The sequence below is a fragment of the Sinomonas sp. P10A9 genome (genome assembly GCF_041022165.1).
Classification (GTDB): Bacteria; Actinomycetota; Actinomycetes; order Actinomycetales; family Micrococcaceae; genus Sinomonas; species Sinomonas puerhi.
Genome location: NZ_CP163302.1, coordinates 1,988,763 through 2,013,581 on the forward strand (window position 1 = coordinate 1,988,763; position 24,819 = coordinate 2,013,581).

Here is a 24,819-nt window from a genome sequence, read left to right on the forward strand (position 1 = left end):
CAGCCGTCAGGTTCGCTGAGCCGTCAGATTCGCCGGGCTGCCCAGACCGAGCAGTCTGGCGCCGTTCTCCCAGAGGACCTTGCGCATCCAGTCGTCCCCGAGGTCGAGCCGTGCGAGGGCATCGAGCTGGTGCGCGTAGGGGTACGGGATGTTGGGGAAGTCAGATCCGAGGACTACGCGGTCGCCGAGCTCGGCGAGTCGCGCTGGGAAGCCGTCGGGCAGGGGTGCGAACCGTTCCGTGAAGTCTGTCGCGACCATTGTTGTATCGAGGTGCACGCGGGGGAACCGCTCGGCGAGGTCGGCGAACTCCCAGTACTCGGGCATGCCCAAGTGTGCGATGACGAGGGCGAGTTGCGGATGGCGATCGAGGAGGCGGGCAACCCGCTCGGGTCCCGTGAACGTTCCGGGAAGCGGCTTCGATCCCGCATGGATCACGACTGGCACGCCAGCTTCTTCGAGCGCCGCCCAGGCTGGCTCAAGCATCAGATCGTCCGGGCCGAACTTCCCCACCTGGACGTGGACCTTGAACAGCCGGGCCCCCGCAGCGAGCGCCCCGGCGACGTACTGGCCGGCGTCCGGCTCGGGGTACATCGTGGCGCAGTGGATGACGTCAGGGACGCGGCGGGCGAGGTCGGCGCTCCAGTCATTGAGCCACCGGGCCATGCCGGGCTTGTGTGGGTAGGAGAGCGCAGGGATCGCGGCGAGGCCGAAGCCACGGGCCAGCCGGAGCCTTTCCTCCTCGCTGACGCGGTAGGCGATCGGCCATGGCCAGCCGTAGGTTTCTTCCGCCCGGTCGAAATACCGCCACACCTTGTCGAGCATGTTCTGCGGCAGGAAGTGGACGTGGATGTCCGCGAGCCCCGGGAGGCCGAGCCGTTCGAGGTAGCGGGGGATCTCCTCATCGGTGAGCGGACCGGGAGTGGTCACGGACGGGGTTGGACTACCAACCACGCTCGCGCCACTCCTCCAGATGAGGGCGTTCGGCACCGAGTGTGGTCGGCTTCCCGTGGCCCGGATGGACCTCGGCCTCGTCCGGGTAGACGGAGAAGAGCCGCTCGACCACGTCTCCGTACAGCAGTTCGAAGCGATCGGGGTCCTTCTGCGTGTTGCCGACGCCGCCCGGGAAGAGCGAGTCACCCGAGAAGATGAGCGGCGCCGAGTCCTCTTCGGTGAGGACATAGGCGATCGAACCCGGGGTATGGCCGCGCAGGTGGACGGCCCTCAGATCGAAGCCCCAGTCCTTGCCGGCTCCCGGCACGTCTCCGTGGTCGAGCACGACGTCGACCGGTACCGGGATGCCCGCGACGTCCTGGCGCCCGGCGGCCACGGGAGCATGGGTTGCGGCAACGAGTCCCTCGAGGGCGCGGGTGTGGTCCCAGTGCTGATGCGTCGTGGCGATGAGCGCCAGCGTGGCGGGTCTCGCCGCGCCTGCGGCGTCGGCGGCACCCTCTACGAGAAGCGCCTGGATCGCGGGCACGTCGTCGGCCGCGTCGATGAGGACCTGCGCCCCGGACTCCTTCGCAGTGATGAGGTAGACGTTGTTGTCCATGTCGCTCACGGAAATCCGGCGGACCGTGACGCGTCCGAGGTCTTTGACGAGGCTGCTCATGACGTCACCCTAGGCAGTTTCGCTACGCTGGGCCAATGTCAACGGCACAGGGCGAGTTCCCCGGGCGATGGCGCCCCAATTCCGAGCTCGCCACTCCTCTCTTCGAGCAGCTCCGCAAGCACATCCTGACGCTGGTCGACGACGGCCGGCTCGCGGTCGGCGCGAAGCTTCCGCCCGTGCGCGGGCTTGCCGGCGCACTCGGCGTCGCGCCGCACACCGTGGCCCGTGCCTATCGCGAACTCGAGGAGGCAGGCGTCCTAGCCACAGCTGGGCGCGCTGGAACTACCGTGGCACCGCGTGGCCGGCGCGAAGAGGAGCTTTCGACGGCGGCCGCAGTGTTCGCCGAGGCCGCAGCGTCCCGAGGCTGTTCTCTCGACGAGGCCAAGGCTCTCCTCATGGCGGCGTATGCCCGGCGGGACCATCCGGGTGCCGGCCGCTCCTGAGGCTGCATCGAAGACATTTTCGAATCTCGTCGACGTCGACTAACATGGACGGGTGCAGAGTCTGTCCACGCTCAACGATTCCACCCCCGTGCAGAAGTCGACCCCACAAGGGTCAAACACCCAGCATCCCAGCCCGCAGAAGTCACCAGCTGACCGCGAGCTCCTCGAGGACCCCACGGCGCCGGACCTGTCCCGCCTCGTGGTCAAGGGCGCGCGCGAGCACAACCTTCGCAACGTTGACCTGGATCTGCCGCGCGAGAAGATGATCGTATTCACGGGGCTGTCCGGCTCGGGGAAGTCCTCGCTCGCGTTCGACACGATCTTCGCCGAGGGCCAGCGTCGTTACGTCGAGTCTCTTTCTGCCTATGCGCGCCAGTTCCTCGGACAGGTGGACAAGCCGGACGTCGACTTCATCGAGGGCCTCTCTCCGGCCGTCTCGATCGACCAGAAGTCCACGAGCAAGAACCCGCGCTCGACCGTCGGCACCATCACCGAGATCTACGACTACATGCGCCTCCTCTGGGCGCGGGTCGGGCGCCCGCACTGCCCGATCTGCCATGAGCCGGTCACGCGCCAGACCCCGCAGCAGATTGTGGACCTGCTCCTCGAGATGCCGGAGGGGACGCGCTTCCAGCTCCTGGCCCCCGTGGTGCGCGGTCGCAAGGGCGAGTTCGTGGACCTGTTCAAGGAGCTCGCCGCGAAGGGCTACTCCCGTGCCCGGGTCGATGGGGAGCTCGTCCAGCTCACGGAGCCGCCGAAGCTCGGCAAGCAGTTCAAGCACACGATCGAGGTGATCGTGGACCGCCTCGTGGTCAAGGAGGGCATGCGCCAGCGCCTTGCCGACTCTGTCGAGACGGCCCTAGGCCTCGCCGAGGGGCGGGTCCTGGCCGATTTCGTGGACCGCGAGCCGGACGACGACGCCCGGCTCCGCGCGTTCTCGGAGAACCTCGCGTGCCCCAACGACCATCCGCTCGCGATCGACGAGATCGAACCGCGGACGTTCTCGTTCAACAACCCCTTTGGCGCGTGCCCCGCGTGCACCGGCATCGGCACGAAGCTCGAGGTCGATGTCGACCTCGTTGTGCCGGACCCCGAGCTGAGCCTGTCGGAGGGCGCGATTGCCCCTTGGGCCCTCGGCACGGCGACGACGGAGTACTGGAACCGTCTGCTCGACGGACTCGCCGATGACCTCGGCTTCTCGATGACGACCCCGTGGCACAGCCTGCCCGAGTACGCGCGCGACGCAGTGCTCTACGGCAAGGACCACAAGGTCGTGGTCCAGTACCGCAATCGCTTCGGGCGCGAGCGCAAGTACAGCACCGGTTTCGAAGGCGCCGTGCAGTACATCCAGCGCAAGCACCTCGAGACCGAGTCGGACTCGGCCCGCGACCGCTACGAGGAGTACATGCGGGAAATCCCGTGCCCCGAATGCGGCGGCGCACGCCTCAACCCCGCATCGCTCTCGGTACTGATCGGTGAGAAGTCGATCGCCGAGGTCTCAAGGCTTCCGCTGCGGGAGTCGCGAGAGTTCCTCGCGACGCTCGAGCTGACGCCGCGCGAGGAGCAGATTGCTGCCCAGGTCCTCAAGGAGATCGACGCACGCCTGAGGTTCCTCCTCGATGTCGGCCTCGAGTACCTCAATCTCGAGCGTGCGGCCGGGACGCTTTCCGGCGGTGAGGCCCAGCGCATCCGCCTCGCAACACAGATCGGGTCGGGGCTCGTGGGCGTCCTGTACGTCCTCGACGAGCCGAGCATCGGCCTCCACCAGCGCGACAACCGCCGGCTCATCGGGACCCTCACCCGCCTGCGGGATCTGGGGAACACGCTCATCGTCGTCGAACATGACGAGGACACCATCCATGAGGCCGACTGGATCGTCGACATCGGCCCCGGTGCGGGCGAGCACGGCGGCCAGGTGGTCCACTCAGGAACCCTCGAGGGGCTCAAGGCGAACACCGCGTCGCTCACGGGGGACTACCTCTCGGGGCGTCGCTCGATCGAGGTCCCGCGCGCGCGGCGCAAGGTGGACCGCAAGCGCCAGCTGAAGGTCGTCGGGGCACGCGAGCACAACCTGCAGGGCGTCGACGTCACGTTCCCGCTCGGGGTCTTCACGGCTGTGACCGGCGTGAGCGGTTCGGGCAAGTCGACCCTCGTCAACGACATCCTCTACAAGGTGCTCGCCAACCGGCTCAACGGCGCCAAGCAGGTTGCAGGCAGGCACACGCGGATCGATGGGCTCGAGCACCTCGACAAGGTCATCCACGTCGACCAGAGCCCGATCGGGCGTACTCCCCGGTCGAACCCTGCCACGTACACGGGGGTCTTCGACCACATCCGCAAGCTCTTCGCCGAGACGAACGAGGCGAAGGTGCGCGGCTACATGCCGGGCAGGTTCTCGTTCAACGTCAAGGGCGGCCGATGCGAGGCATGCAGCGGCGACGGCACGATCAAGATCGAGATGAACTTCCTCCCGGACGTGTACGTTCCGTGCGAGGTGTGCCACGGAGCCCGGTACAACCGTGAGACGCTCGAGGTCCACTACAAGGGCAAGACGATTGCGGATGTCCTCAACATGCCGATCGATGAGGCGGCGGAGTTCTTCGCGGCGTTCAGCCCCATCGCGCGCCACCTCAACACGCTTGTCGATGTCGGCCTCGGCTACGTACGGCTCGGACAGCCCGCCACGACGCTCTCGGGCGGTGAGGCGCAGCGCGTCAAGCTCGCGGCCGAGCTTCAGAAGCGCTCCAATGGCCGCAGCGTGTACGTCCTCGACGAGCCGACCACCGGCCTGCACTTCGAGGACATCCGCAAGCTGCTCCTCGTGCTGCAGTCCCTTGTGGAGAAGGGCAACACGGTCATCACGATCGAGCACAACCTCGACGTCATCAAGAGCGCCGACTGGATCATCGACCTTGGCCCCAACGGCGGGTCCGGTGGCGGCCAGATTGTCGCTACAGGGACGCCCGAGCAGGTCGCCCGCGCCGAGGGCAGCTACACGGGCACCTTCCTGGCTGAGGTCCTGAACGCCACATAGCCCGGGACGCACGCGGAGGCCGTTGAATATGAAGGCCACGGCATATGTAAGCTCGTCTATGCCGTGGCGTTCATGACGGTGGGTGTGCGAATTTCAGGCACCCGCATCGATATGGGAGACTGTCCCGGTGACAGACACCCCCGCGCTTGCGATCTTCGATCTCGACGGCACTCTCGTCGACCCCGCGGGAAGCATCACCGGCGGCATCGCGTACGCCCTCGAGGCCCACGGGCTCGATGTCCCGACCGCAGCGGTGCTTGCGGGCATGGTCGGCCCGCCGCTGCTCGAATCGCTCCACCGGCTGGTCGACGCGCCCGAGGGCCTGCTCGACGCCGTCGTGCACACCTACCGGAAGCAGTACATCGAGCACGGAATGGCCCAGAGCCTTCCGTACCCGGGCATTCCGGAGCTCCTCGCACGACTCCGTGAGCGCGGTCTGCATCTGACGGTTGCCACTCAGAAGCCGCGGAATCTCGCGGTGAAGCTCCTGCGCCTGCACGGGCTCGAGCGCTTCTTCCACAGCATCCACGGCTCGCCCGACGACGAGACGCTGCCGCCGCCCCCGGACGGGAAGGTCGGGATCGTGCTGGATGCACTCGTGACAAACCACGCGACCGCGGACCGTGCCGTCATGATCGGGGACAGGCGCCACGACGCAGCAGGCGCCGCCGCGAACGGGGTGCGGTGCATCGGCGTTGCGTGGGGCTTCGCGCCCGAGGGCGAGTTCGCGTCCCTCGATCTGGCCGCCATCGTGTCGGACGCCGATGAGCTCGAGCGGGCGATCGGCATGGTCCTCGATCTAGCCCCGGAGGCTTCTGCATGCTGATCTACTCGATGACCCGGCACAGCATCCGGGGACTCATCGGTGGCCTGTGCCGGCCCACTGTCACGGGTATCGAGAATGTGCCCGAGAGCGGCCCGTTCATCGTCGCCTCAAACCACCTCTCGTTCCTCGACTCCGTGATCATCCAGGCCCTCATGCCGCGGGGCGTGGCGTTCTTCGCCAAGGCTGAGTACTTCACCGGCAAAGGCGTCAAGGGCAAGCTCATGAAGGCCTTCTTCGAGGGCGTCGGCTCGATTCCCGTTGAGCGCGGCGAGCAGGCCGCAAGCGTGGCTGCGCTCAAGACCCTCCTCGACATCCTCGATGAGGGTCAGGGCATCGGAATCTACCCAGAAGGCACGCGTTCCCGCGACGGACTCCTGTACCGGGGACGCACCGGGGTCGGTTGGCTTGCCCTCACGACCGGGGCGCCCGTGGTGCCCGTCGGGCTCATCGGCACGGAGAACCTCCAGCCCGCCGACAAGAACTCCATTCGGCCGCAGCACTTCGAGATGCACATCGGGAAGCCGCTCGCCTTCGACAAGACCGGCCCGGACCATTCACTGCCGCTGCGTCGCGACGCGACAGACCAGATCATGGATGCCATCGCTGCCCTCAGCGGCCAGGAGCGCGCAAGCGGCTACAACAAGCCCCCCGCCGAGCACTAGCCGGCTCGGCTCAGGGTGCGGCCACCACCCTAGACTGGAGCGGTGGCAGATCCAGCGAGCTACCGGCCGAAGACCGGCGAGATCCCTACCGATCCCGGCGTCTACAGGTTCCGGGACCCACACGGCCGGGTCATCTACGTCGGCAAGGCCAAGAGCCTCCGGCAGCGGCTGACCTCGTACTTCGCGAACCCGGCCACGCTCCTGCCGAAGACCTACGCCATGGTTCACGCCGCCGCGAGCGTGGAGTGGACGGTGGTCGGCAGTGAACTCGAGGCCCTCCAGCTCGAGTACACCTGGATCAAGGAATTCAAACCGCGCTACAACCTTGCCTTCCGCGACGACAAGACGTATCCCTACCTCGCCGTGACGATGTCGGAGAAGTACCCCCGGGTCCAGGTCATGCGCGGCGAGCGGCGCAAGGGCACGCGGTACTTCGGCCCCTACACCGCCGGGGCGATCCGGGAGACGATGGACACACTCCTGCGCGTCTTCCCCGTGCGTTCGTGCAGTGCAGGCGTGTTCCGGCGAGCCGAGCGGAGCGGGCGTCCGTGCCTCCTGGGGTACATCGACAAATGCGCGGCGCCGTGCGTCGGCCGGATCTCGGAGGCGGACCACCGGGAGCTGGCCGAGGATTTCTGCGACTTCATGGGCGGGGAGGCGGGGAGATTCATCGCCCAGCTCGAGCGGAAGATGGCGGACGCCGTGGCGGATCTCGACTACGAGAATGCGGCGCGGCTGCGGGACGACATCATCGCGATGCGCAAGGTCTTCGAGCGCAACGCCGTGGTGCTCTCCGAGGACACGGATGCCGACCTCTTCGCCGTCGAAGAGGACGAGCTCGAGGCGGCCGTCCAGGTGTTCCACGTCCGTGGCGGGCGTATCCGCGGCCAGCGCGGCTGGGTCGTCGAGAAGGTCGAAGAGGCGACGCCGGCCGCACTCGTGGGTCACCTCCTCCAGCAGGTCTATGGCGAGCAGGAGGAGACGAACGGCCGTCTCCCGCGCGAGGTCCTCGTGCCGGTCCTGCCCGACGACGCTGACGAGCTCACGCTGTGGCTCTCGGGCCTCCGCGGGGCACGGGTCGAGCTGAGGGTCCCCCAGCGCGGGGACAAGGCCGCGCTCATGAAGACCGTCCAGGAGAATGCAGTGCAGGCGCTCCGGCTGCACAAGAGCCGCCGCGCTGGGGACATCACGACCCGCTCCCTCGCGCTCCAGGAGCTGCAGGAAGCGCTCGAGCTGTCTGAGCCGCCCCTGCGCATCGAGTCGTTCGACATCTCGCACGTCCAGGGCACGAACGTCGTCGCATCGATGGTCGTCGTCGAGGACGGACTGACCAAGAAGAGCGAGTACCGGAAGTTCTCCATCACCGGCGAGGCCGCACGCGACGACACCGCCGCGATGCATGACGTGCTCACCCGGCGCTTCCGCAACTACCTCGCCGAACGGGAACTGCCGGTCGAGGAGCGGGACGCGAACAGGAAGTTCGCCTATCCGCCGAACCTCGTCGTGGTCGACGGCGGGCAGCCTCAGGTCTCCGCCGCGGTCAGGGCACTCGCTGAGCTCGGCATCGGTGACGAGGTACGCGTCGTCGGACTCGCGAAGCGTCTCGAGGAGGTCTGGCTCCCGGAGGGGGACTTCCCCGTGATCCTGCCGCGCGCGTCCCAGGGTCTTTACCTCCTGCAGCGCATCCGCGACGAGGCGCACCGCTTCGCGATCACGTTCCACCGGCAGAAGCGCGCCAAGTCCATGACGGCGTCGCTTCTGGACGAGGTCCCGGGCCTCGGTCCCGCCCGGCAGAAGTCGCTTCTGGCCCACTTCGGGTCCCTCAAGCGGCTCAGGGCCGCGAGCGTCACCGAGATCACAGACGTCAATGGGGTGGGTCCCGCTCTCGCGGCGGCCGTCTACGCTCGCCTGCACGGGATCGCCGAGGGGATCTCCGATGCGGTCACGCAGGCAGACACCCCAGGGGTCATCGGCGTCACAGCCGACGGCGAGGTGCTGGCCCCCGCGATCAATTACGCCACCGGCGAAATCCTGGAGTCTTAGCTAGGCTGGGGCCATGAGCGAGACGAGCACGGACGTCGGCCACGACACAGGGCAGCACGAAATCGGGCTGACACCCGTCAAGCCCACGGCGTCGGAGCTGCTCATCGTCACGGGCATGTCCGGTGCCGGCCGCAGCACCGCGGCCAACGCGCTCGAGGACCACGGCTGGTACGTCGTCGAGAATCTCCCCCCGCAGCTCCTGAGCACGCTGTCCGAACTCGTTCAGCACGCGTCGGAGCGGATCCCCAAGCTCGCCGTCGTCATGGATGTGCGCAGCAAGGCCCTCTTCGCGGACATCCGCGAGGCGCTCGCCCAGCTCTCGGCGAGCGGGACCGAGTACCGGGTCCTGTTCCTCGATGCGAGCGACGACGTGCTCATCCGCCGTTTCGAGCAGGGCCGCCGTCCGCACCCCCTCCAAGGCGGGGGCCGGATCTCCGACGGAATCGCCGCGGAGAGGGCCCTCCTCACTGAGCTCCGCGACCACGCGACGCTCGTGCTCGACACGTCCGACTTCAATGTCCACGGCCTCGCGACAGCCATCACCGAGCTCTTCTCGGAGAAGGGACCTGTCACCCTGCGGCTGAACGTGATGAGCTTCGGGTTCAAGTACGGGCTCCCGGCAGACGCGAACTACGTCGCCGACGTGCGTTTCCTGCCCAACCCGCATTGGGTGCCCCAGCTGAGGCCGCACACCGGGCTTGACCCGGATGTGCGCGACTACGTGCTCGTCGCCAACGGGGCGCAAGAGTTCGTGGAGCGCTACGTGCACGCCCTCGAGCCGGTCCTCGCCGGCTACCGCCGGGAGAACAAGCACTACGCCACGATCGCGGTGGGCTGCACGGGAGGCAAGCACCGTTCCGTGGCGGTGGCCGAGGAGCTCTCCAAGCGCCTCGCCCAGCAGCCGCGTGTCACGGTGACGACCTCGCACCGCGACCTAGGTCGGGAATGACGCGCGAGTGAGCACCTTGTTCACCGGCCAGCTGCCCCTCATCCGTCCGGGCGCCGGGACTGACGGCGGCACGCCGAAGGGGCCCACGGTCGTGGCGCTCGGCGGCGGGCACGGTCTCGCCGCGTCACTGTCCGCCCTCCGTCTGCTCACGAACGAGCTGACCGCCGTCGTGACGGTCGCGGACGACGGCGGATCCTCCGGCGGTCTGCGCAAGGACTTCGGCGTCCTCCCGCCCGGAGACCTGCGGATGGCACTCGCGGCACTGTGCGATGACACCGACTGGGGCCGCACCTGGCGCGATGTCATGCAGCACAGGTTCCACTCGCCGTCGGGCATGAGCGGTCTCGAGAACCACGCGATGGGCAATCTCCTCATCGTCACGCTGTGGGAGCTGCTCGGCGACGTCGTCGACGGACTGCGTTGGGCCGGGGCGCTCCTGGGCGCGCGCGGCCAGGTCCTGCCGATGTCCCGCGTGCCGCTCACGATCGAGGGCGACGTCCTCGTGGCGGGCGGGGGAGCCCACGGCGGCCCCGCCCGGACCGAGACCATCCGCGGCCAGGCGGCGTGCGCTGTCGCCGGGCGGCTCGAGGAGGTCCGTCTCGTGCCCGAGGACGCACCGGCATGCCCGGAGACGCTGAGCGCTATTGAGCTCGCCGACTGGGTGGTGCTGGGCCCGGGGTCCTGGTACACGTCGGTGCTGCCGCACCTGCTCCTGCCGCAGATGCGCCAGGCCCTCACCGACACGCCTGCGCGCCGCTGCCTCACGATGAACCTCGCCGTCGACACGAAGGAAACGGCGGGCATGACGGCCGCGGACCACCTGCGCGCCCTGCGGCATGTTGCCCCCGAGTTCACGGTCGACGCCGTCATTGCGGACGAGGCGTCCGTGGCGGACCGGGATGAGTTCGTCCGGGTGGCCGCCGAGCTCGGGGCCGAGGTGCTCTTCGATAGAGTGAGGTCCGCCGGTTACCGACCGGTGCACGACGCGCTTCGGCTGGCCGGGGCGTATCACGAAGTCTTCACCGGAGGCGGGTCCTCCGGCGGTGAGCGATGACCGGCGGGCCGACGCGGACGCCGAGGGACCAGGAAGGACAGCCATGGCACTGACCCAGAGCGTGAAGGATGAGCTGTCGCGGCTGGCGGTCAAGAAGTCGTCTGAGCGCAAGGCGGAGGTGTCCGCGGTCCTGCGTTTCGCAGGGGGCCTGCACATCATCTCCGGCCGGATCGTCATCGAGGCCGAGGTAGACCTTGCCGCGACCGCCCGACGCCTGCGGACCGCGATCGCCGAGGTCTACGGCCACCCGAGCGAGATCATCGTCGTCTCCGGCGGCGGACTGCGCCGGGGGAACCGGTACGTGGTCCGGGTGGTCCGCGAGGGCGAGGCCCTGGCCCGCCAGACTGGCCTGCTCGACAATCGTGGGCGCCCGGTCCGCGGGCTGCCCTCGTCAGTGGTCAATGGCTCCGCCGCCGATGCCGAGGCGGTGTGGCGGGGGGCGTTCCTCGCCCACGGGTCGCTCACGGAGCCCGGCCGCTCGAGCTCCCTCGAGGTCACGTGCCCGGGCCCCGAGGCTGCCCTCGCGCTCGTGGGCGCGGCCCGCCGTCTCGGAATCGCCGCGAAGGCGCGGGAAGTGCGCGGGGTGGACCGCGTCGTCGTGCGCGACGGCGACGCGATCGCGGCGCTGCTGACCCGCATGGGTGCGCACGACGCGCTCATGGCGTGGGAAGAGCGGCGCATGCGGAAGGAAGTCCGCGCAACCGCGAACCGGCTCGCGAACTTCGATGACGCGAACCTGCGCCGCTCGGCCCAGGCGGCCGTCGCGGCCGGGGCGCGTGTCGAGCGTGCCCTCGAGATCCTGGGCGAGGATGTCCCTGAGCATCTCCGCTACGCGGGCGAGCTGCGGGTGGCCCACAAGCAGGCGAGCCTCGACGAGCTCGGTCGGCTGGCAGACCCGCCCATGACGAAGGACGCGATCGCCGGCCGCATCCGGCGGCTCCTCGCGATGGCGGACAAGAAGGCCGAGGACGAGGGAATTCCCGGAACCGAGGCGAGTGTGACGCCGGATATGCTCGACGGCTGAGATGTTCCCCGTATCACGGCACTGCAGCTGCGCTGCATAGCGCGTGCCGATCTGCATAGGATGGATCCGTCACCAGCCCGCGCGTCAAGCGGCGGGAAGCCAACAGATGGAGGACGTTGTGACCTACGAACTGCCTGAACTCCCTTACGACTACGCCGCCCTTGAGCCGCACATCTCGGCGCGCATCATGGAGCTCCACCACAGCAAGCACCACGCCGCGTATGTGACCGGCGCCAACACCGCCCTCGAGAAGATGGCGGAGGCGCGTGCCAAGGGTGACGGCGCCGCGGCTGCGAAGCTCTCGAAGGACCTCCAGTTCAACCTCGGTGGCCACATCAACCACTCGATCTTCTGGAACAACCTCTCCCCGGAGGGCGGCGACCGGCCCGAGGGCGAGCTCGCTGCTGCGATCGACGAGTACTTCGGCTCGTTCGACGCGTTCCAGGCGCACTTCACCGCCGCGGCCACCACGATCCAGGGCTCAGGCTGGGCCATCCTCGCGTACGAGCCCCTCGGCGGGAACCTCGTCATCGAGCAGATGTACGACCAGCAGAACGGTGTCCCGGTTGCGACCACCCCGCTGTTCCAGCTGGACATGTGGGAGCACGCCTTCTACCTCGACTACCAGAACGTCAAGGCCGACTACGTCAAGGCTGTCTGGAACATCGTGAACTGGGCCGATGTCGCCAAGCGCTTCGAGGCCGCACGCACGGGCGCGAAGGGTCTCATCCTCCCGGCTTGAGATTCGCGTCACATTTTGTGACATTCCGTGCGAAAGGGTTCGCCAGTTCCGAGGCGGGCCCTTTCGCCGTAGGATGGGGTCCGGAAAGGCCCGTGCGGCCTTCCAGCCATGACAATGGAGACTTGGGCTGACGGCCTTTCCTTGTGCAAATCTCTGCCCAACGACGTGCGGGACCGTCTAACAGTTCGAGCAGTGATCTTCGTTGCTCGACTGAGCTCAAGGAGATCAACGAGAGTGACCACTCGAATTGGCATCAACGGCTTCGGCCGCATCGGCCGTAACTTCTTCCGCGCAGCGCTGTCCCAAGGCGCTGACCTCGAGATCGTGGCGGTGAATGACCTCACGAGTCCCGAGACCCTTGCGCACCTCCTGAAGTACGACTCGATCACGGGTCGCCTCGGCCAGACCGTCGAGGTCCGCGAGGGCATCATCATCGTCGGCGGCAAGGAGATCAAGGTCCTCGCCGAGCGCGATCCCGCCAACTTGCCCTGGGCCGATCTCAAGGTCGACATCGTCATTGAGTCGACTGGCTTCTTCACGAACGCCGAGGGAGCCAAGAAGCACCTCGCGGCCGGCGCCAAGAAGGTCATCATCTCCGCTCCGGCCACGGACGAGGATGTCACGATCGTCATGGGCGTCAACGACGGCGTGTACGACGCGGCGAACCACAACATCATCTCCAACGCCTCGTGCACCACGAACTGCCTCGGCCCGCTGGCCAAGGCGATCAACGATGCTTTCGGCATTGAGCGCGGCCTCATGACCACCGTCCACGCCTACACCGCGGACCAGAACCTCCAGGACGGCCCGCACCGTGATCTCCGCCGGGCCCGCGCTGCCGCGATCAACATGGTTCCGACCTCGACGGGCGCCGCGAAGGCCATTGGGCTCGTCCTCCCGGAGCTCAAGGGCAAGCTTGACGGCTACGCGATCCGCGTGCCGATCCCCACGGGATCTGCCACGGACCTCACGGTGACCCTCGCCCGCGAGGTCACCAAGGACGAGGTCAATGCGGCGGTCAAGGCTGCCTCCGAGTCCGGCCCGCTCGCCGGCTACCTCACCTACACCGAGGATCCGATCGTCTCCTCGGACATCGTCACCGACCCGTCGTCTTCGATCTTCGACGCGGGCCTGACCAAGGTGATCGGCAACCAGGTCAAGGTCGTCGCGTGGTACGACAACGAGTGGGGCTACTCGAACCGCCTCGTCGACCTGACCGAGCTCGTCGCTTCCAAGCTCTGAGACCGGACGTAACGGAAGAGGAACTCGGATAGCCTGAGTCCATGACTGCACGCACTCTCGACGACCTGCTCGCCGATGGTGTCCGCGGGCGGCACGTTCTGGTCCGTAGCGACCTCAATGTGCCGCTCGACGGTTTCACCGTCACCGACGACGGCCGCGTCCGCGCCTCCCTGCCCGTGATCCAGAAGCTGGCCCAGGCCGGCGCCCGTGTTCTGGTCATGGCCCACCTCGGCCGCCCGAAGGGCGCGCCCGATCCCAAGTATTCGATCAAGCCCGCTGCAGATCGCCTGCGCGAGCTCGCGCAGGCCGAAGGCACCACGGTGCAGCTCGCGGAGGACACGGTAGGGGAGAGCGCCCGCACCCTCGCCGCCGGCCTCCAGGACGGCCAGGTCCTCGTCCTCGAGAACGTCCGCTTCGACCCCCGTGAGACGAGCAAGGACGACGGCGAACGCGTGGCCTTCGCGCGCGAGCTCGCCGCTCTGACGGGTGCTGATGGTGCATATGTCGACGACGCGTTCGGGGCCGTGCACCGCAAGCACGCCTCCGTTTTCGACATTGCCCAGATCCTTCCGGCCTACCTCGGCGAACTGGTCCGCATCGAGGTCGAGGTGCTCGAGCGCCTCACCGACCACGCCGAGCGGCCGTTCGTCGTGGTCCTCGGCGGCTCCAAGGTCTCCGACAAGCTTGCGGTGATCAACAACCTGATCGGCAAGGCGGACAAGCTCCTTGTGGGGGGCGGCATGCTCTTCACGTTCCTCGCCGCCCAGGGCCACAACGTCGGCGCAAGCCTCCTCGAGAAGGACCAGATCGATACGGTCAAGGACTACCTCGCCCGTGCGGCCGAGGCCGGCACGGAATTCGTCCTGCCGACCGATGTCGTGGTCGCCTCGAAGTTCGCGGCGGACGCCGAGCATGAGGTCGCCGCGGCCGATGCTATCGAGGAGACGGCCTTCGGAGAGGCCGGCATCGGGCTCGACATCGGACCCGACACCGCAGGCGCCTTCGCGAAGGAGATCGCCGCCGCCAGGACCGTCTTCTGGAACGGCCCGATGGGCGTCTTCGAGTTCCCGGCCTTCGCGGCCGGCACGAAGGCCGTCGCACAGGGTCTGGTCGACGCCACTGCCGCGGGCGCACTGACCGTGGTCGGCGGCGGCGACTCCGCCGCAGCAGTCCGCACGCTCGGCTTCGAGGACAGCCAGTTCGGGCACATCTCGACCGGCGGCGGCGCGAGCCTCGAATACCTCGAAGGCAAGGAGCTCCCGGGCCTCACGGCACTCGGAGCCTGAGCCTGCGCATGCCGCGCCGCGTCGCTGCGGCGCGGCATGCCAAGAACTCAACCCACACTAGGAGCCACCCCCGTGACCACCTCCACGAACGGCACGTTCGACCGCACGCCGCTGATCGCCGGCAACTGGAAGATGAACATGGACCACGTCCAGGCCATCACCCTGCTCCAGAAGCTTGCCTGGACCCTCGACGATGCGAAGCACGACTTCGGCCGTGTCGAGGTGGCGGTCTTCCCGCCGTTCACCGACCTCCGGGGCGTTCAGACCCTCGTCGCCGGAGATGACCTGCCGATCGCGTACGGGGGCCAGGATCTCTCCCAGTTCGACTCGGGTGCCTACACGGGTGACATCAGTGGGGCGTTCCTCGCCAAGCTGGCCTGCAAATACGTCCTCGTGGGGCACTCGGAGCGTCGCACGATCCACGGCGAGTCCGACGACGTCATCAACGCCAAGGTCAAGGCCGCATTCACGCACGGACTCGTTCCGATCCTGTGCGTGGGGGAGGGCCTCGAGATCCGCCAGGCCGGAACCCACGTGGAGCACACCCTCGCGCAGCTGCGGGCGGATGTCGCTGGCCTCACCGCCGAGCAGGCAGCCCAGCTCGTGGTGGCCTACGAGCCGGTGTGGGCGATCGGTACCGGCGAGGTCGCCGGCCCCGGGGACGCACAGGAGATGTGCGCGGCGATCCGCGCCGAGGTTGGCACGATCTTCGGAGATGAGTCCGCGGCCGGCGCGAGGCTCCTCTACGGCGGCTCGGTCAAGGCAGCGAGTGCTGCGGCGATCCTCGGGGAGAAGGACGTTGACGGCGTGCTCGTGGGTGGCGCGAGCCTTGATGCAGCCGAATTTGCTAGCATTGTCAGGTTCGAGAGCCACGCTGCCGCCTGATCCGATCTGCACTCGATCGGACGAACGGTCTATCAGCAGTGCGGGTGATCGGCACAGCGGGTCATCGGCACTGCGGGCACCCTACCGCGCAGCAGTGAATGCAAGGCGCGCTGACCGCGCGTCGCATCACTGCACGCCGCACTATTGACGGAAGGCCACGAGGCAAACCTGTGGAAGTACTCCAGATCATCCTGCAGATCGTGCTGGGCATTACGAGCCTGCTGCTGACCATGCTCATCCTCATGCACAAGGGGCGCGGCGGCGGCCTCTCCGACATGTTCGGTGGCGGCATGTCCTCGGGCCTCGCGTCGTCGGGCGTGGCCGAGCGGAACCTCAACCGGTTCACTATTGTGCTCGGGCTCACGTGGGGCGTCGTCATCATCGCACTGGGACTCATCATGCGCTTCTCGAGCGTCGGCGACTCCTGACGGTTGCGAAAAGAGGCCGGGGACAGCAGATGCTGTTCCCGGCCTCTTTCGGCGTCGGAGGCAGGCCGTCAGGCCGAGGCCGGCTCCTTGCGGACGAGCTCTTCGGGCACCCTCGAGGCCGCCGCCGCGTCGATGAGCCAAAGGGTGCGTGAGCGGCCGCGTGCGCCCGCGGCGGGCACCTGCACGGGGCCAGCACCCGCCAGCGCAAGCCCGACCGCGCCGGCCTTGTCCTCGCCCGCCACGAGCATCCAGACCTCGTCGGCGGACTTGATGGCGGGAAGCGTCAGGGAGATGCGCGACGGCGGCGGCTTGGGCGCGTTCTCGACGCCCACGACCGTCCGCTCGGTCTCACGGATCCCGGCCATCTCGGGGAACAGCGAGGCCACGTGGGCATCAGGGCCCACGCCCAGCAGGAGCACATCGAAGCGGGGCACTCTGTTCGGCTCGGAGCGGCGCGAGTCCGAGACATCCGCGTCATGCTCTGCTGCCGCCGCCTCGGCGAGGCGGCGCGCATAGTCCGCCGCGGCGTCGTCCGACGTCGCGAACTCCCCAGCCGCACCCGGCTCGCGGACTCTTTCGGGGTCCAGCGGGAGACGGTCGAGGAGCGCTGCCCGTGCCTGCACGGTGTTGCGATCGGTCGAGTCTGCCTCGACGAAGCGCTCGTCACCCCACCACACGTTGACCTTGGACCAGTTCACCGCTCGGCACGCCGCCGACTCGCCGACGGCCTTGAGCGCGCCGATCCCCATCGAGCCGCCGGTGAGGACGATCGTTGCCTCCCCGTATCTGTCCTGGGCGTCCACGAGCTTGGTGATGAGCCGCGCCGCAATCGCAGCCAAGAGGACGGACGAGTCGGGATGGATGCTCACACGGGGATCAGCGCTCACTCGGCTGCACACTCCTCAGGTTGGTGCGCGGCAGCCCCGAGGCGAGGACTTCTCCGAAGACCTCATCGGGGTCGAGCCTGCGCAGTTCTTCGGACAGGCAGTCTTGCAGGCTGCGCCGCGGAAGCGCAATCCGCTGGGCAGGTTGGCCCGGCTGCGAGAGCTCTGCGACCGTGAGGCCCGGGCGGTGCAGCTGGATGTCCCCGCTGGCCCGCTGGAGCCGCACTCGGCGGATTCCCGTTCCCGCGGGGTCCTCGACGGTCGTGACCGGGGCGTCGAGCGTGAGCCCGAGCCACGCAGCCAAGAGGACGGTGCTCGGGGAATCGGACGCGCCTTCGACGGTCACGGAGGTGACGGGAGCCGGGTCGACCTGATCGAGGGCCGCAGCGAGCTGGATGCGCCAGTTCGTCAGCCGGGTCCACGCGAGGTCGGTGTCGCCGGGGCGGTAGGTGTCCCTGAGGTGGAAGAGCGCGGCGACCGGGTCCGGCTCGTTGCCCGAGTCGGTGATGCGGCGATGGGCGATGCAGCCGATCGATGTTGCGCTCGCGATGTCCGGTGCGCCGTGCGGCCACCACGCCACGATCGGTGCATCGGGCAGCAGCAGTGCTGCGACGAGAGACTCGCTCTCCTCGGCGAGGCGGCCGTAGCCCCGCAGCACGATGACCTCTGAGGCGCCGGCATCGCCGCCCACGCGGATCTGGCCGTCGATGCGGTCCGCGGAGTCACGGCCCGAGTCGACGAGCACGATGATCCGGCAGGGATGCTCGCGGCTGGCCTCGTTGGCCGCCTCGATGGCCTCCTCCTCGAATCCGTGCTTCGTGATGACCACGAGGGTCAGCACCCTGCCGAGGGCCACGACGCCGCCGCGGTGCCGGATGTTCGTGATTTCCTTGGAGATCTTCGAGGTGGTGGTGTTGGGCAGGTCGATGATCATGGTCGCCTCCAGGAGCGTCCGTCGCGGGCGAGGAGCTGATCGGCGGAGGAGGGCCCCCAACTGCCAGGAGCATAGGGTTCGGGCTGCTCGCCGGTGCTCGCCCAGTAGTCCTCGAACGGGTCGAGGATCTTCCAGGAGAGCTCGACCTCCTCGTGCCGCGGGAACAGCGGAGGTTCGCCCAGGAGGACATCGAGGATGAGTCGCTCGTAGGCCTCGGGGGAGGACTCGGTGAACGCGTGTCCGTACCCGAAGTCCATGCTCACATCGCGGACTTCCATCTGGGTCCCGGGGACCTTGGACCCGAAGCGGATCGTCGCGCCCTCGTCCGGCTGGACCCGGATCACGACGGCGTTCTGGCCGAACTCGTCCTCGGCCTGGTCCTGGAAGAGGAGGTTGGGGGCGCGCTTGAAGACCACCGCGATCTCGGTGACGCGGCGGCCGAGGCGCTTGCCGGCCCGGAGGTAGAACGGGACTCCGGCCCACCGGCGGGTATTGATATCGAGCCGGACGGCGGCGTAGGTCTCGGTGATCGAGTCGGCCGGGATGCCGTCCTCCTCGAGGTAGCCCTTGACGAGCTCGCCGCCCTGCCAGCCGCCCAGGAACTGGCCGCGGGCCGAGTGGGTGGAGAGGTCTTCGGGGAGCTTGACGGCCGCGAGGACCTTTTCCTTCTCCGTCCTCAGATCATCCGCGTTGAAGGAGATGGGCTCCTCCATGGCAGTGAGGGCCAGGAGCTGGAGGAGATGGTTCTGGATGACGTCGCGCGCCGCGCCCACGCCGTCGTAATAGCCCGCCCGGCCGCCGGTGCCGATGTCTTCCGCCATCGTGATCTGGACGTGGTCCACGTAATTGGAATTCCAGAGCGGCTCGAACAGCATGTTCGCGAACCGCAGCGCGAGGATGTTCTGGACCGTCTCTTTGCCAAGATAATGGTCGATCCGGAAGACCGCGTCGGCGGGGAAGACGGACTCGACGATGTCATTGAGGGCCCGGGCCGAGGCCAGATCGTGCCCGAACGGCTTCTCGATCACCACGCGGCGCCACTTGCCGGGCTCGGGCTGCGCGAGGCCGTGGTCCGAGAGCTGGCGGCAGACCTGCTCGAAGGCCTTGGGCGGGATGGAGAGGTAGAACGCATGGTTGCCGCGCGTTCCGCGCTTCTCGTCGAGTTCCTCGAGCGTCGTCTTGAGGACCTCGAAGGCATCATCGTCGTCGAAGGAACCCTGGACGAACCGCACGCCCTCGTTGAGCTGAGCCCACACCGTCTCGTCGAAGGGAGTGCGTGCGTACTGCTTGACCGAGGCCTTGACCTCCTCGGCGAAATCCTCGTTCTCCCATTCGCGCCTCGCGAAGCCCACGAGAGCGAAACTGGGAGGCAGTAGGCCCCGGTTTGCGAGGTCGTACACCGCGGGCATGAGCTTCTTGCGCGCGAGGTCGCCCGTTACCCCGAAGAGCACGAGCGACGATGGTCCCGCAATACGGTTGAGGCGGCGGTCGCGCGGGTCGCGCAGCGGATTCGACCGCCTCTTCGCGCCGTTGTCGTTCTCTGGCATGGTGCCTTTCTAGTCCATCAGGTGCGGTCCGCCAAACGAACGCGAGCGGCCGGCCTGGCCCAAGGGCCCGGACCGGCCGCTCGAGGACTCAGCGGGCCAGTTCCGATACGAGACCGGACAGCTGCGCGACCCCGGCCGCGCGATCGGTGAGGTTGAGCCGGAGGACAGGCCTGCCGTGATCGGCAAGGACCTGCGCGTCGCCCGCAGCCTGGGCCGAGATGAGCTTGGCGAAGGTGAAGGGGCGCTCAGGGATCTCGACGTCCTGATCTGAGTCGGCGGTGATCTGCAGGAAGACCCCGACGGCGGGGCCGCCCTTGTGGTACTGCCCCGTCGAGTGCAGGAACCGCGGACCCCAGCCGAACGTCGTCGGACGTCCGGTTTCGGCGGCGAACTGGTCGCGCACCTCGGCGAGCTGCGGGAACGCGAGCCGGTCGAGGTACGCCTGAACGCTCAGGTAGCCCTTCGGACCGAGCTGGGACAGCAGAGCCTTGACGGCCTCCGAGACCGTCGAGGCACCGCCGAGCCACTCGCCCGCATCACCCGTCCGGACCTCGACCACCCCGTCAGTGAAGAGCGCGGGGGTCGGCTCCGGCTGGGCGTCCAGCAGGCCGCGCGCGGCGACCTTGGCGGCCTCGACATCCGGCTGGTCGAACGGGTTGATGCCGAGAAGGCGCCCCGCGACGGCCGTCGCGAACTCCCACACGACCATCTGGGTGGCGAGACCTCCGCCGACGGCGGCCTCGTTGGTTCCCAGCGTCGGCTCGCCTTCCGTCGAGACGAGCCGCACGACGAGTACGTCCTCGGCGCCCCCGGACACCTCCGGAGCGTCGAGACCTGCCACGACCGGGAGCAGACCGCGGCCGATCTTGCCTGTCGATTCAGCGATGAGCTGCTCGGCCCAGTCCGCGAATCCTGCGATGCCCGAGCCGTCTTCGACGATCACGATCTTGTCCCGCAGCGGTGAGGTCCCGCCCAGAGCAGCACCCAGCTGGAGCCCGATGTTCTCCACCGAGTCATCGCGAAGGAGCTCGGCGGCCTCCTCGGCCTCGTCGAGGAGGGCCTGGAGGTCCACGCCGGCCAGGCCGGACGGAACGAGGCCGAAGGCGGTCAGGGCCGAGTAGCGCCCGCCCACGGCCGGATCGGCGTTGAACACCGCACGGTAGCCGGCCGCGCGGCTCGTGGCCTCGAGCGGGGAGCCGGGATCAGTCACGATGACGATGCGGTTCTTCGCATCGATGCCGGCCGCCGTGAAGGCGGCCTCGAAGGCCCTGCGCTGGGAGTCGGTCTCGACCGTGGAGCCGGACTTCGAAGACACGACGATCGCTGTGTTCTCGATGCGCTCTGCAAGCGCATTCGCGACCTGCTCGGGATCCGTCGAGTCGAGGACCACGAGCGGCACGCCCGCGGTCCCCGCGATGACCTCGGGCGCGAGCGATGAGCCGCCCATTCCGCACAGGACGATGCGGTCCACGCCCTCGGCCCGGAACTCGTCACGCAGTGCGACGATGTCCGCGACGAGCGGTCGGGAGACGGCCGGGGCCTCGACCCATCCAAGGCGCTTGGCCGATTCCTCCTCCGCGTCCTTCCCCCACAGTGTGTGGTCCTTGGCGAAGATCCGGCTAGCAACCGAGTCGGCGACAAGCTTCTCCACGTGCGCGTCGACGGCCTGCTGGGCGGCTCCCGAGGCGTCGAACGTCAGTGCGCTCATGCGCGCGCTCCGTGGGCGGTTGCGCTGAGGGTCTGCTCGACGTCGGCGAGGAGTTCGTTCCAGGAGGCGACGAACTTGTCCAGGCCTTCGGTCTCGAGGACGGCGACGACGTCGTTGTAGTCGACGCCGAGGCTTGCGAGTGCGTCGAGGTGGGCGTTGGCCTCGGCGTAGGTGCCGGTGACGGTGTCCCCGGTGACCTCGGCGTGGTCGAACGTGGCGTCGAGGGTCTTCTCCGGCATCGTGTTCACGGTCTGGGGCGCGACGAGCCCGGTGACGTAGAGGGTGTCGGGGAGGTTCGGGTCCTTCACGCCGGTGGAGGCCCAGAGCGGGCGCTGGGGGTGCGCGCCGGCTGCGGCGAGCAGCTTCCAGCGCTCGGAGGTGAACTCCTCCTCGAAGATCTGGTAGGCCAGGCGGGCGTTGGCCAGGCCGGCCTTGCCCTTGAGGCCCAGCGCCTGGTCGGTGCCGATGGCCGCGAGGCGCTTGTCGACCTCGGTGTCCACGCGGGAGACGAAGAAGGAGGCGACCGAGTGGATGGCGGTCAGGTCGTGCCCGGCGGCCTTGGCCTTCTCCAGGCCGGTCATGAACGCGTTGATGACGGCGCGGTAGCGCTCGAGGGAGAAGATCAGGGTCACGTTGACGCTGATCCCGGCGCCGAGCGTCGCGGCGATGGCCTCAAGGCCCTCGACGGTGGCGGGGATCTTGATGTGCACGTTGGGCTCGTTGACCTTCTCATGGAGGCGCTGGGCCTCGGCGATCGTTCCCTGGGTGTCCCAGGCCTTTCGCGGGTCGACCTCGATGGACACGCGCCCGTCGACGCCGCCGGTGGCCTCGGCGACGGGGGCGAAGAGCCGGCACGCGTCGGCGACGTCGGAGGTGGTGAGCTCGAACACGGTGCGCTCGGCGTCGGCGCCGGCGGTCACGAGCTCGCGCAGCTTCTCGTCGTAGCCGTGGCCCTTGGTGATCGCGGCGTGGAAGATCGTGGGGTTCGTGGTCACGCCCACGACGTTCTTCTCCTCGATGAGCTTGGCGAGGGAGCCGTCGGCGAGGCGGGCGCGGGAGAGGTCGTCGAGCCAGATCGAGACGCCTGCATCGGACAGGGCCTGTGTGGGGGTAGTCATGGTCAATGCTCCTTGGTGGTCAGGCCGCGGCGGCGGCGATGGAGTCCTTGGCGGCGGCCGTGACGGCCTCGGGGGTGATCCCGAACTCGCGGAAGAGGGTCTTGTAGTCGGCGGAGGCGCCGTAGTGCTCGAGGCTGATGCTGCGCCCGGCGTCGCCGACGAACTCGCGCCAGCCCAGTGCCAGGCCGGCCTCGACCGAGACGCGGGCCTTGACGGCCGCGGGGAGGACCGATTCGCGGTAGTCGGTGTCCTGGGCCTTGAACCATTCGACGCAGGGCATGGACACGACGCGCGCGGCGATGCCCTCGGCCGCGAGGGCCTCGCGGGCGGCGACGGCGAGCTGGACCTCGGAGCCGGTGCCGATGAGGATCACGTCCGGGGCCACGTCGACGCCCTCGCGCTGGGCCTCGGCCAGGACGTAGGCGCCGCGGGCGGTGCCGGCGGCGTCGCCGAAGGCGCCCTCGCCGCGGTCCCAGGTCGGCAGGTTCTGCCGGGTCAGGACGATGCCGGCCGGGTTCTGCGTGTTCTCGAGGATGGCCTTCCACGCCTGGGCGGTCTCGTTGGCATCGGCGGGGCGGACCACGTCCAGGCCCGGGATCGCACGCAGCGAGGCGAGCTGCTCGACGGGCTGGTGGGTCGGGCCGTCCTCGCCGAGGCCGATCGAGTCATGCGTCCAGACGTAGGTGGACGGGATGCCCATGAGCGCCGAGAGGCGGATCGCGGGGCGCTGGTAGTCGGAGAAGATGAGGAACGTTCCGGAGAAGGCGCGGGTCTTCCCGCCCAGGGTGATGCCGTTGACGATCGAGGCCGCCGCGTGCTCACGGATGCCGAAGTGCAGCACCCGGCCGTACGGGTTGCCCTTCCATGCCTCGGTCTGGCGCGAGGCCGGGATGAAGGAGGGGGAGCCCTCGATCGTGGTGTTGTTCGACTCGGCAAGGTCGGCGGACCCGCCCCACAGCTCCGGCAGGACCGGGCCGATCGCGTTCAGGACCTTGCCCGAGGCCGCACGGGTAGAGACGTCCTTCCCGGCGGGGAACACGGGCAGGGAGTCCGCCCAGCCCTCGGGCAGGCGCCGGGCCTCCACGCGCTCGTGCAGGGCCGCGGCGGCGGGGTTCGCGGCCTTCCAGGCATCGAAGCCGGCCTGCCACCGGTCCTTGGCCGCCTCGCCGCGCTCAACAGCGCCGCGGGTGTGTGCCAGGACCTCCGGGTCCACGTCGAAGGACTTGGCCGGGTCGAACCCCAGGACCTCCTTCAGCGCCGCGACCTCGTCCGAGCCCAGCGCTGAGCCGTGGATCTTGCCGGTGTTCTGCTTGGTCGGAGACGGCCAGCCGATGACGGTGCGCAGGGAGATGATCGAGGGGCGGCCGGTCTCGGCCTTGGCGGCCAGCAGGGCCGAGTAGAGCTCGGGGACGTCCTCGACGTATTCGCCGGTCCGGGTCCAGTCCACGCGCTGGGTGTGCCAGCCGTAGGCCTCGTACCGCTTCAGGACGTCCTCGGTGAAGGCGACGTCGGTGTCGTCCTCGATCGAGATGTGGTTCTCGTCGTAGATGACCACGAGGTTGCCCAGCTCCTGATGGCCGGCCAGCGAGGACGCCTCGGACGTCACGCCCTCCTGGAGGTCCCCGTCGGAGGCGATGACCCACACCGTGTGGTCGAACGGGGACTCACCCTGCGCGGCCTCGGGGTCGTACAGGCCCCGCTCGCGCCGGCCCGAGTAGGCGAACCCTACCGAGGAGGCCAGGCCCTGCCCGAGCGGGCCCGTGGTGATCTCCACGCCCTTGGTGTGCTTGTACTCCGGGTGGCCCGGCGTCAGCGAACCCCACGTGCGCAGCGATTCCAGATCGCCCAGCTCAAGCCCGTACCCGGCCAAGTACAGCTGGATGTACAGCGTCAGGGACGAGTGCCCGGGGGAGAGGATGAACCGGTCCCGCCCAATCCACGCCGGGTCCGCAGGATCGTGCCGCATGAGCTTCTGGAACAGCAGGTACGCCGCGGGTGCCAGGCTCATTGCCGTGCCCGGGTGCCCATTCCCCACCTTCTGCACCGCATCCGCCGCCAGCACACGCACCGTGTCCACAGCCTTGCGGTCCAGGTCAGTCCAGGTCAGTTCTTGTACATCCACAGCAGGCACGTACACCGGCCCCTCTCATTGCTGACGGCTGGCAGCCTGCATCGGGGCACGAAGGTGGGCCCTGCACTGCAACCTGCCAGCCGTTCACCATCGAAACGATTTGTCTGAGTCTGCCCACGCCTCACGCGGCTGGGCATCCAGCTCACATACTAGCCACGCGGACAGGACCGGCGAGAGGGGTTTGCCGAAACTTTCCGCAGTGTGAATATCTGCGGCACTGGCAGAGGGCTGATGGGATCGGCCCTTCGGCGGGCCCCGGCAGGGTCCGCT

The 24,819-nt window shown here is 68.4% G+C and carries 21 protein-coding genes; 13 read left to right on the plus strand and 8 right to left on the minus strand.

All coding sequences use genetic code 11. The features are described 5' to 3' along the window. Positions 1 to 6: 6 nt before the first annotated feature. The gene (locus AB5L97_RS09050; protein ID WP_369047251.1) at positions 7 to 927 is read right to left on the minus strand and encodes an amidohydrolase family protein; all 921 of its coding nucleotides are present in this window, start codon (positions 925 to 927) and stop codon (positions 7 to 9) included. A gap of 13 nt (positions 928 to 940) precedes the next feature. Next, positions 941 to 1,609: an MBL fold metallo-hydrolase gene (locus AB5L97_RS09055; protein WP_369047252.1), complete on the minus strand. Its 669-nt coding sequence runs from the start codon at positions 1,607 to 1,609 to the stop codon at positions 941 to 943. A gap of 35 nt (positions 1,610 to 1,644) precedes the next feature. Between AB5L97_RS09055 and AB5L97_RS09060 the strand changes: the two genes are divergently transcribed. The 13 genes from AB5L97_RS09060 (at position 1,645) to secG (ending at position 16,227) form a co-directional block, all read left to right on the plus strand. Beyond that, positions 1,645 to 2,052, plus strand: coding sequence for a GntR family transcriptional regulator (locus AB5L97_RS09060; RefSeq protein WP_307956479.1), 408 nt, complete (start codon positions 1,645 to 1,647; stop codon positions 2,050 to 2,052). A 187-nt stretch (positions 2,053 to 2,239) separates the two neighbouring features. Beyond that, positions 2,240 to 5,086 (plus strand): excinuclease ABC subunit UvrA, encoded by a 2,847-nt coding sequence (uvrA, locus tag AB5L97_RS09065; RefSeq protein ID WP_369047398.1) that lies wholly within the window; start codon positions 2,240 to 2,242, stop codon positions 5,084 to 5,086. 127 nt (positions 5,087 to 5,213) lie between these two features. Further along, on the plus strand, positions 5,214 to 5,912 hold the full coding sequence (locus AB5L97_RS09070) for an HAD hydrolase-like protein (RefSeq protein WP_369047253.1): 699 nt from the start codon (positions 5,214 to 5,216) through the stop codon (positions 5,910 to 5,912). Continuing rightward, a complete protein-coding gene (locus tag AB5L97_RS09075; RefSeq protein WP_307956477.1) occupies positions 5,906 to 6,574 on the plus strand; it encodes a lysophospholipid acyltransferase family protein in 669 nt (222 codons plus the stop codon). Before AB5L97_RS09070 ends, AB5L97_RS09075 begins: the two co-directional genes overlap by 7 nt. 42 nt (positions 6,575 to 6,616) lie before the next feature. Continuing rightward, complete coding sequence (gene uvrC / locus AB5L97_RS09080) at positions 6,617 to 8,617, plus strand: excinuclease ABC subunit UvrC (protein ID WP_369047254.1); 2,001 nt, start codon at positions 6,617 to 6,619, stop codon at positions 8,615 to 8,617. 13 nt (positions 8,618 to 8,630) lie between these two features. Further along, positions 8,631 to 9,566: an RNase adapter RapZ gene (gene rapZ, locus AB5L97_RS09085; protein ID WP_307956475.1), complete on the plus strand. Its 936-nt coding sequence runs from the start codon at positions 8,631 to 8,633 to the stop codon at positions 9,564 to 9,566. Positions 9,567 to 9,573: 7 nt separating this feature from the next. Further along, the gene (locus AB5L97_RS09090; protein WP_374049224.1) at positions 9,574 to 10,620 is read left to right on the plus strand and encodes a gluconeogenesis factor YvcK family protein; all 1,047 of its coding nucleotides are present in this window, start codon (positions 9,574 to 9,576) and stop codon (positions 10,618 to 10,620) included. Between the two features lie 43 nt (positions 10,621 to 10,663). Further along, entirely contained in the window at positions 10,664 to 11,644 is a 981-nt protein-coding gene (whiA, locus tag AB5L97_RS09095) for a DNA-binding protein WhiA (RefSeq protein ID WP_307956474.1), read from the plus strand. A gap of 106 nt (positions 11,645 to 11,750) precedes the next feature. After that, complete coding sequence (locus tag AB5L97_RS09100; protein WP_307956473.1) at positions 11,751 to 12,386, plus strand: superoxide dismutase; 636 nt, start codon at positions 11,751 to 11,753, stop codon at positions 12,384 to 12,386. A 234-nt stretch (positions 12,387 to 12,620) separates the two neighbouring features. Further along, positions 12,621 to 13,628, plus strand: coding sequence for a type I glyceraldehyde-3-phosphate dehydrogenase (gene gap, locus AB5L97_RS09105; RefSeq protein WP_307956472.1), 1,008 nt, complete (start codon positions 12,621 to 12,623; stop codon positions 13,626 to 13,628). A gap of 41 nt (positions 13,629 to 13,669) precedes the next feature. Next, positions 13,670 to 14,914, plus strand: a complete 1,245-nt coding sequence (locus tag AB5L97_RS09110) for a phosphoglycerate kinase (RefSeq protein WP_307956471.1) — start codon at positions 13,670 to 13,672, stop codon at positions 14,912 to 14,914. Between the two features lie 72 nt (positions 14,915 to 14,986). Next, positions 14,987 to 15,799: a triose-phosphate isomerase gene (gene tpiA / locus AB5L97_RS09115; protein WP_307956470.1), complete on the plus strand. Its 813-nt coding sequence runs from the start codon at positions 14,987 to 14,989 to the stop codon at positions 15,797 to 15,799. 170 nt (positions 15,800 to 15,969) lie between these two features. Beyond that, a complete protein-coding gene (gene secG / locus AB5L97_RS09120) occupies positions 15,970 to 16,227 on the plus strand; it encodes a preprotein translocase subunit SecG (protein ID WP_307956469.1) in 258 nt (85 codons plus the stop codon). 68 nt (positions 16,228 to 16,295) lie between these two features. Here the strand turns inward: secG and pgl are convergent, their stop codons facing one another. From pgl to tkt, 6 genes are all read right to left on the minus strand, one after another. Next, positions 16,296 to 17,114 carry a 6-phosphogluconolactonase gene (gene pgl, locus AB5L97_RS09125; RefSeq protein WP_307956468.1) on the minus strand — a complete coding sequence of 273 codons (819 nt, stop codon included), beginning with the start codon at positions 17,112 to 17,114 and terminating at the stop codon, positions 16,296 to 16,298. After that, positions 17,104 to 18,045 (minus strand): glucose-6-phosphate dehydrogenase assembly protein OpcA, encoded by a 942-nt coding sequence (locus AB5L97_RS09130; protein ID WP_307956467.1) that lies wholly within the window; start codon positions 18,043 to 18,045, stop codon positions 17,104 to 17,106. Before AB5L97_RS09130 ends, pgl begins: the two co-directional genes overlap by 11 nt. Beyond that, positions 18,042 to 19,592, minus strand: a complete 1,551-nt coding sequence (gene zwf, locus AB5L97_RS09135; RefSeq protein ID WP_307956466.1) for a glucose-6-phosphate dehydrogenase — start codon at positions 19,590 to 19,592, stop codon at positions 18,042 to 18,044. The genes AB5L97_RS09130 and zwf overlap by 4 nt, the downstream gene beginning before the upstream one ends. 88 nt (positions 19,593 to 19,680) lie before the next feature. Beyond that, entirely contained in the window at positions 19,681 to 21,300 is a 1,620-nt protein-coding gene (locus AB5L97_RS09140) for a glucose-6-phosphate isomerase (RefSeq protein ID WP_369047255.1), read from the minus strand. Continuing rightward, positions 21,297 to 22,418 (minus strand): transaldolase, encoded by a 1,122-nt coding sequence (tal, locus tag AB5L97_RS09145; RefSeq protein ID WP_369047256.1) that lies wholly within the window; start codon positions 22,416 to 22,418, stop codon positions 21,297 to 21,299. Before tal ends, AB5L97_RS09140 begins: the two co-directional genes overlap by 4 nt. Before the next feature lie 19 nt (positions 22,419 to 22,437). Continuing rightward, on the minus strand, positions 22,438 to 24,540 hold the full coding sequence (tkt, locus tag AB5L97_RS09150) for a transketolase (protein ID WP_369047399.1): 2,103 nt from the start codon (positions 24,538 to 24,540) through the stop codon (positions 22,438 to 22,440). Between the last annotated feature and the right edge of the window lie 279 nt (positions 24,541 to 24,819).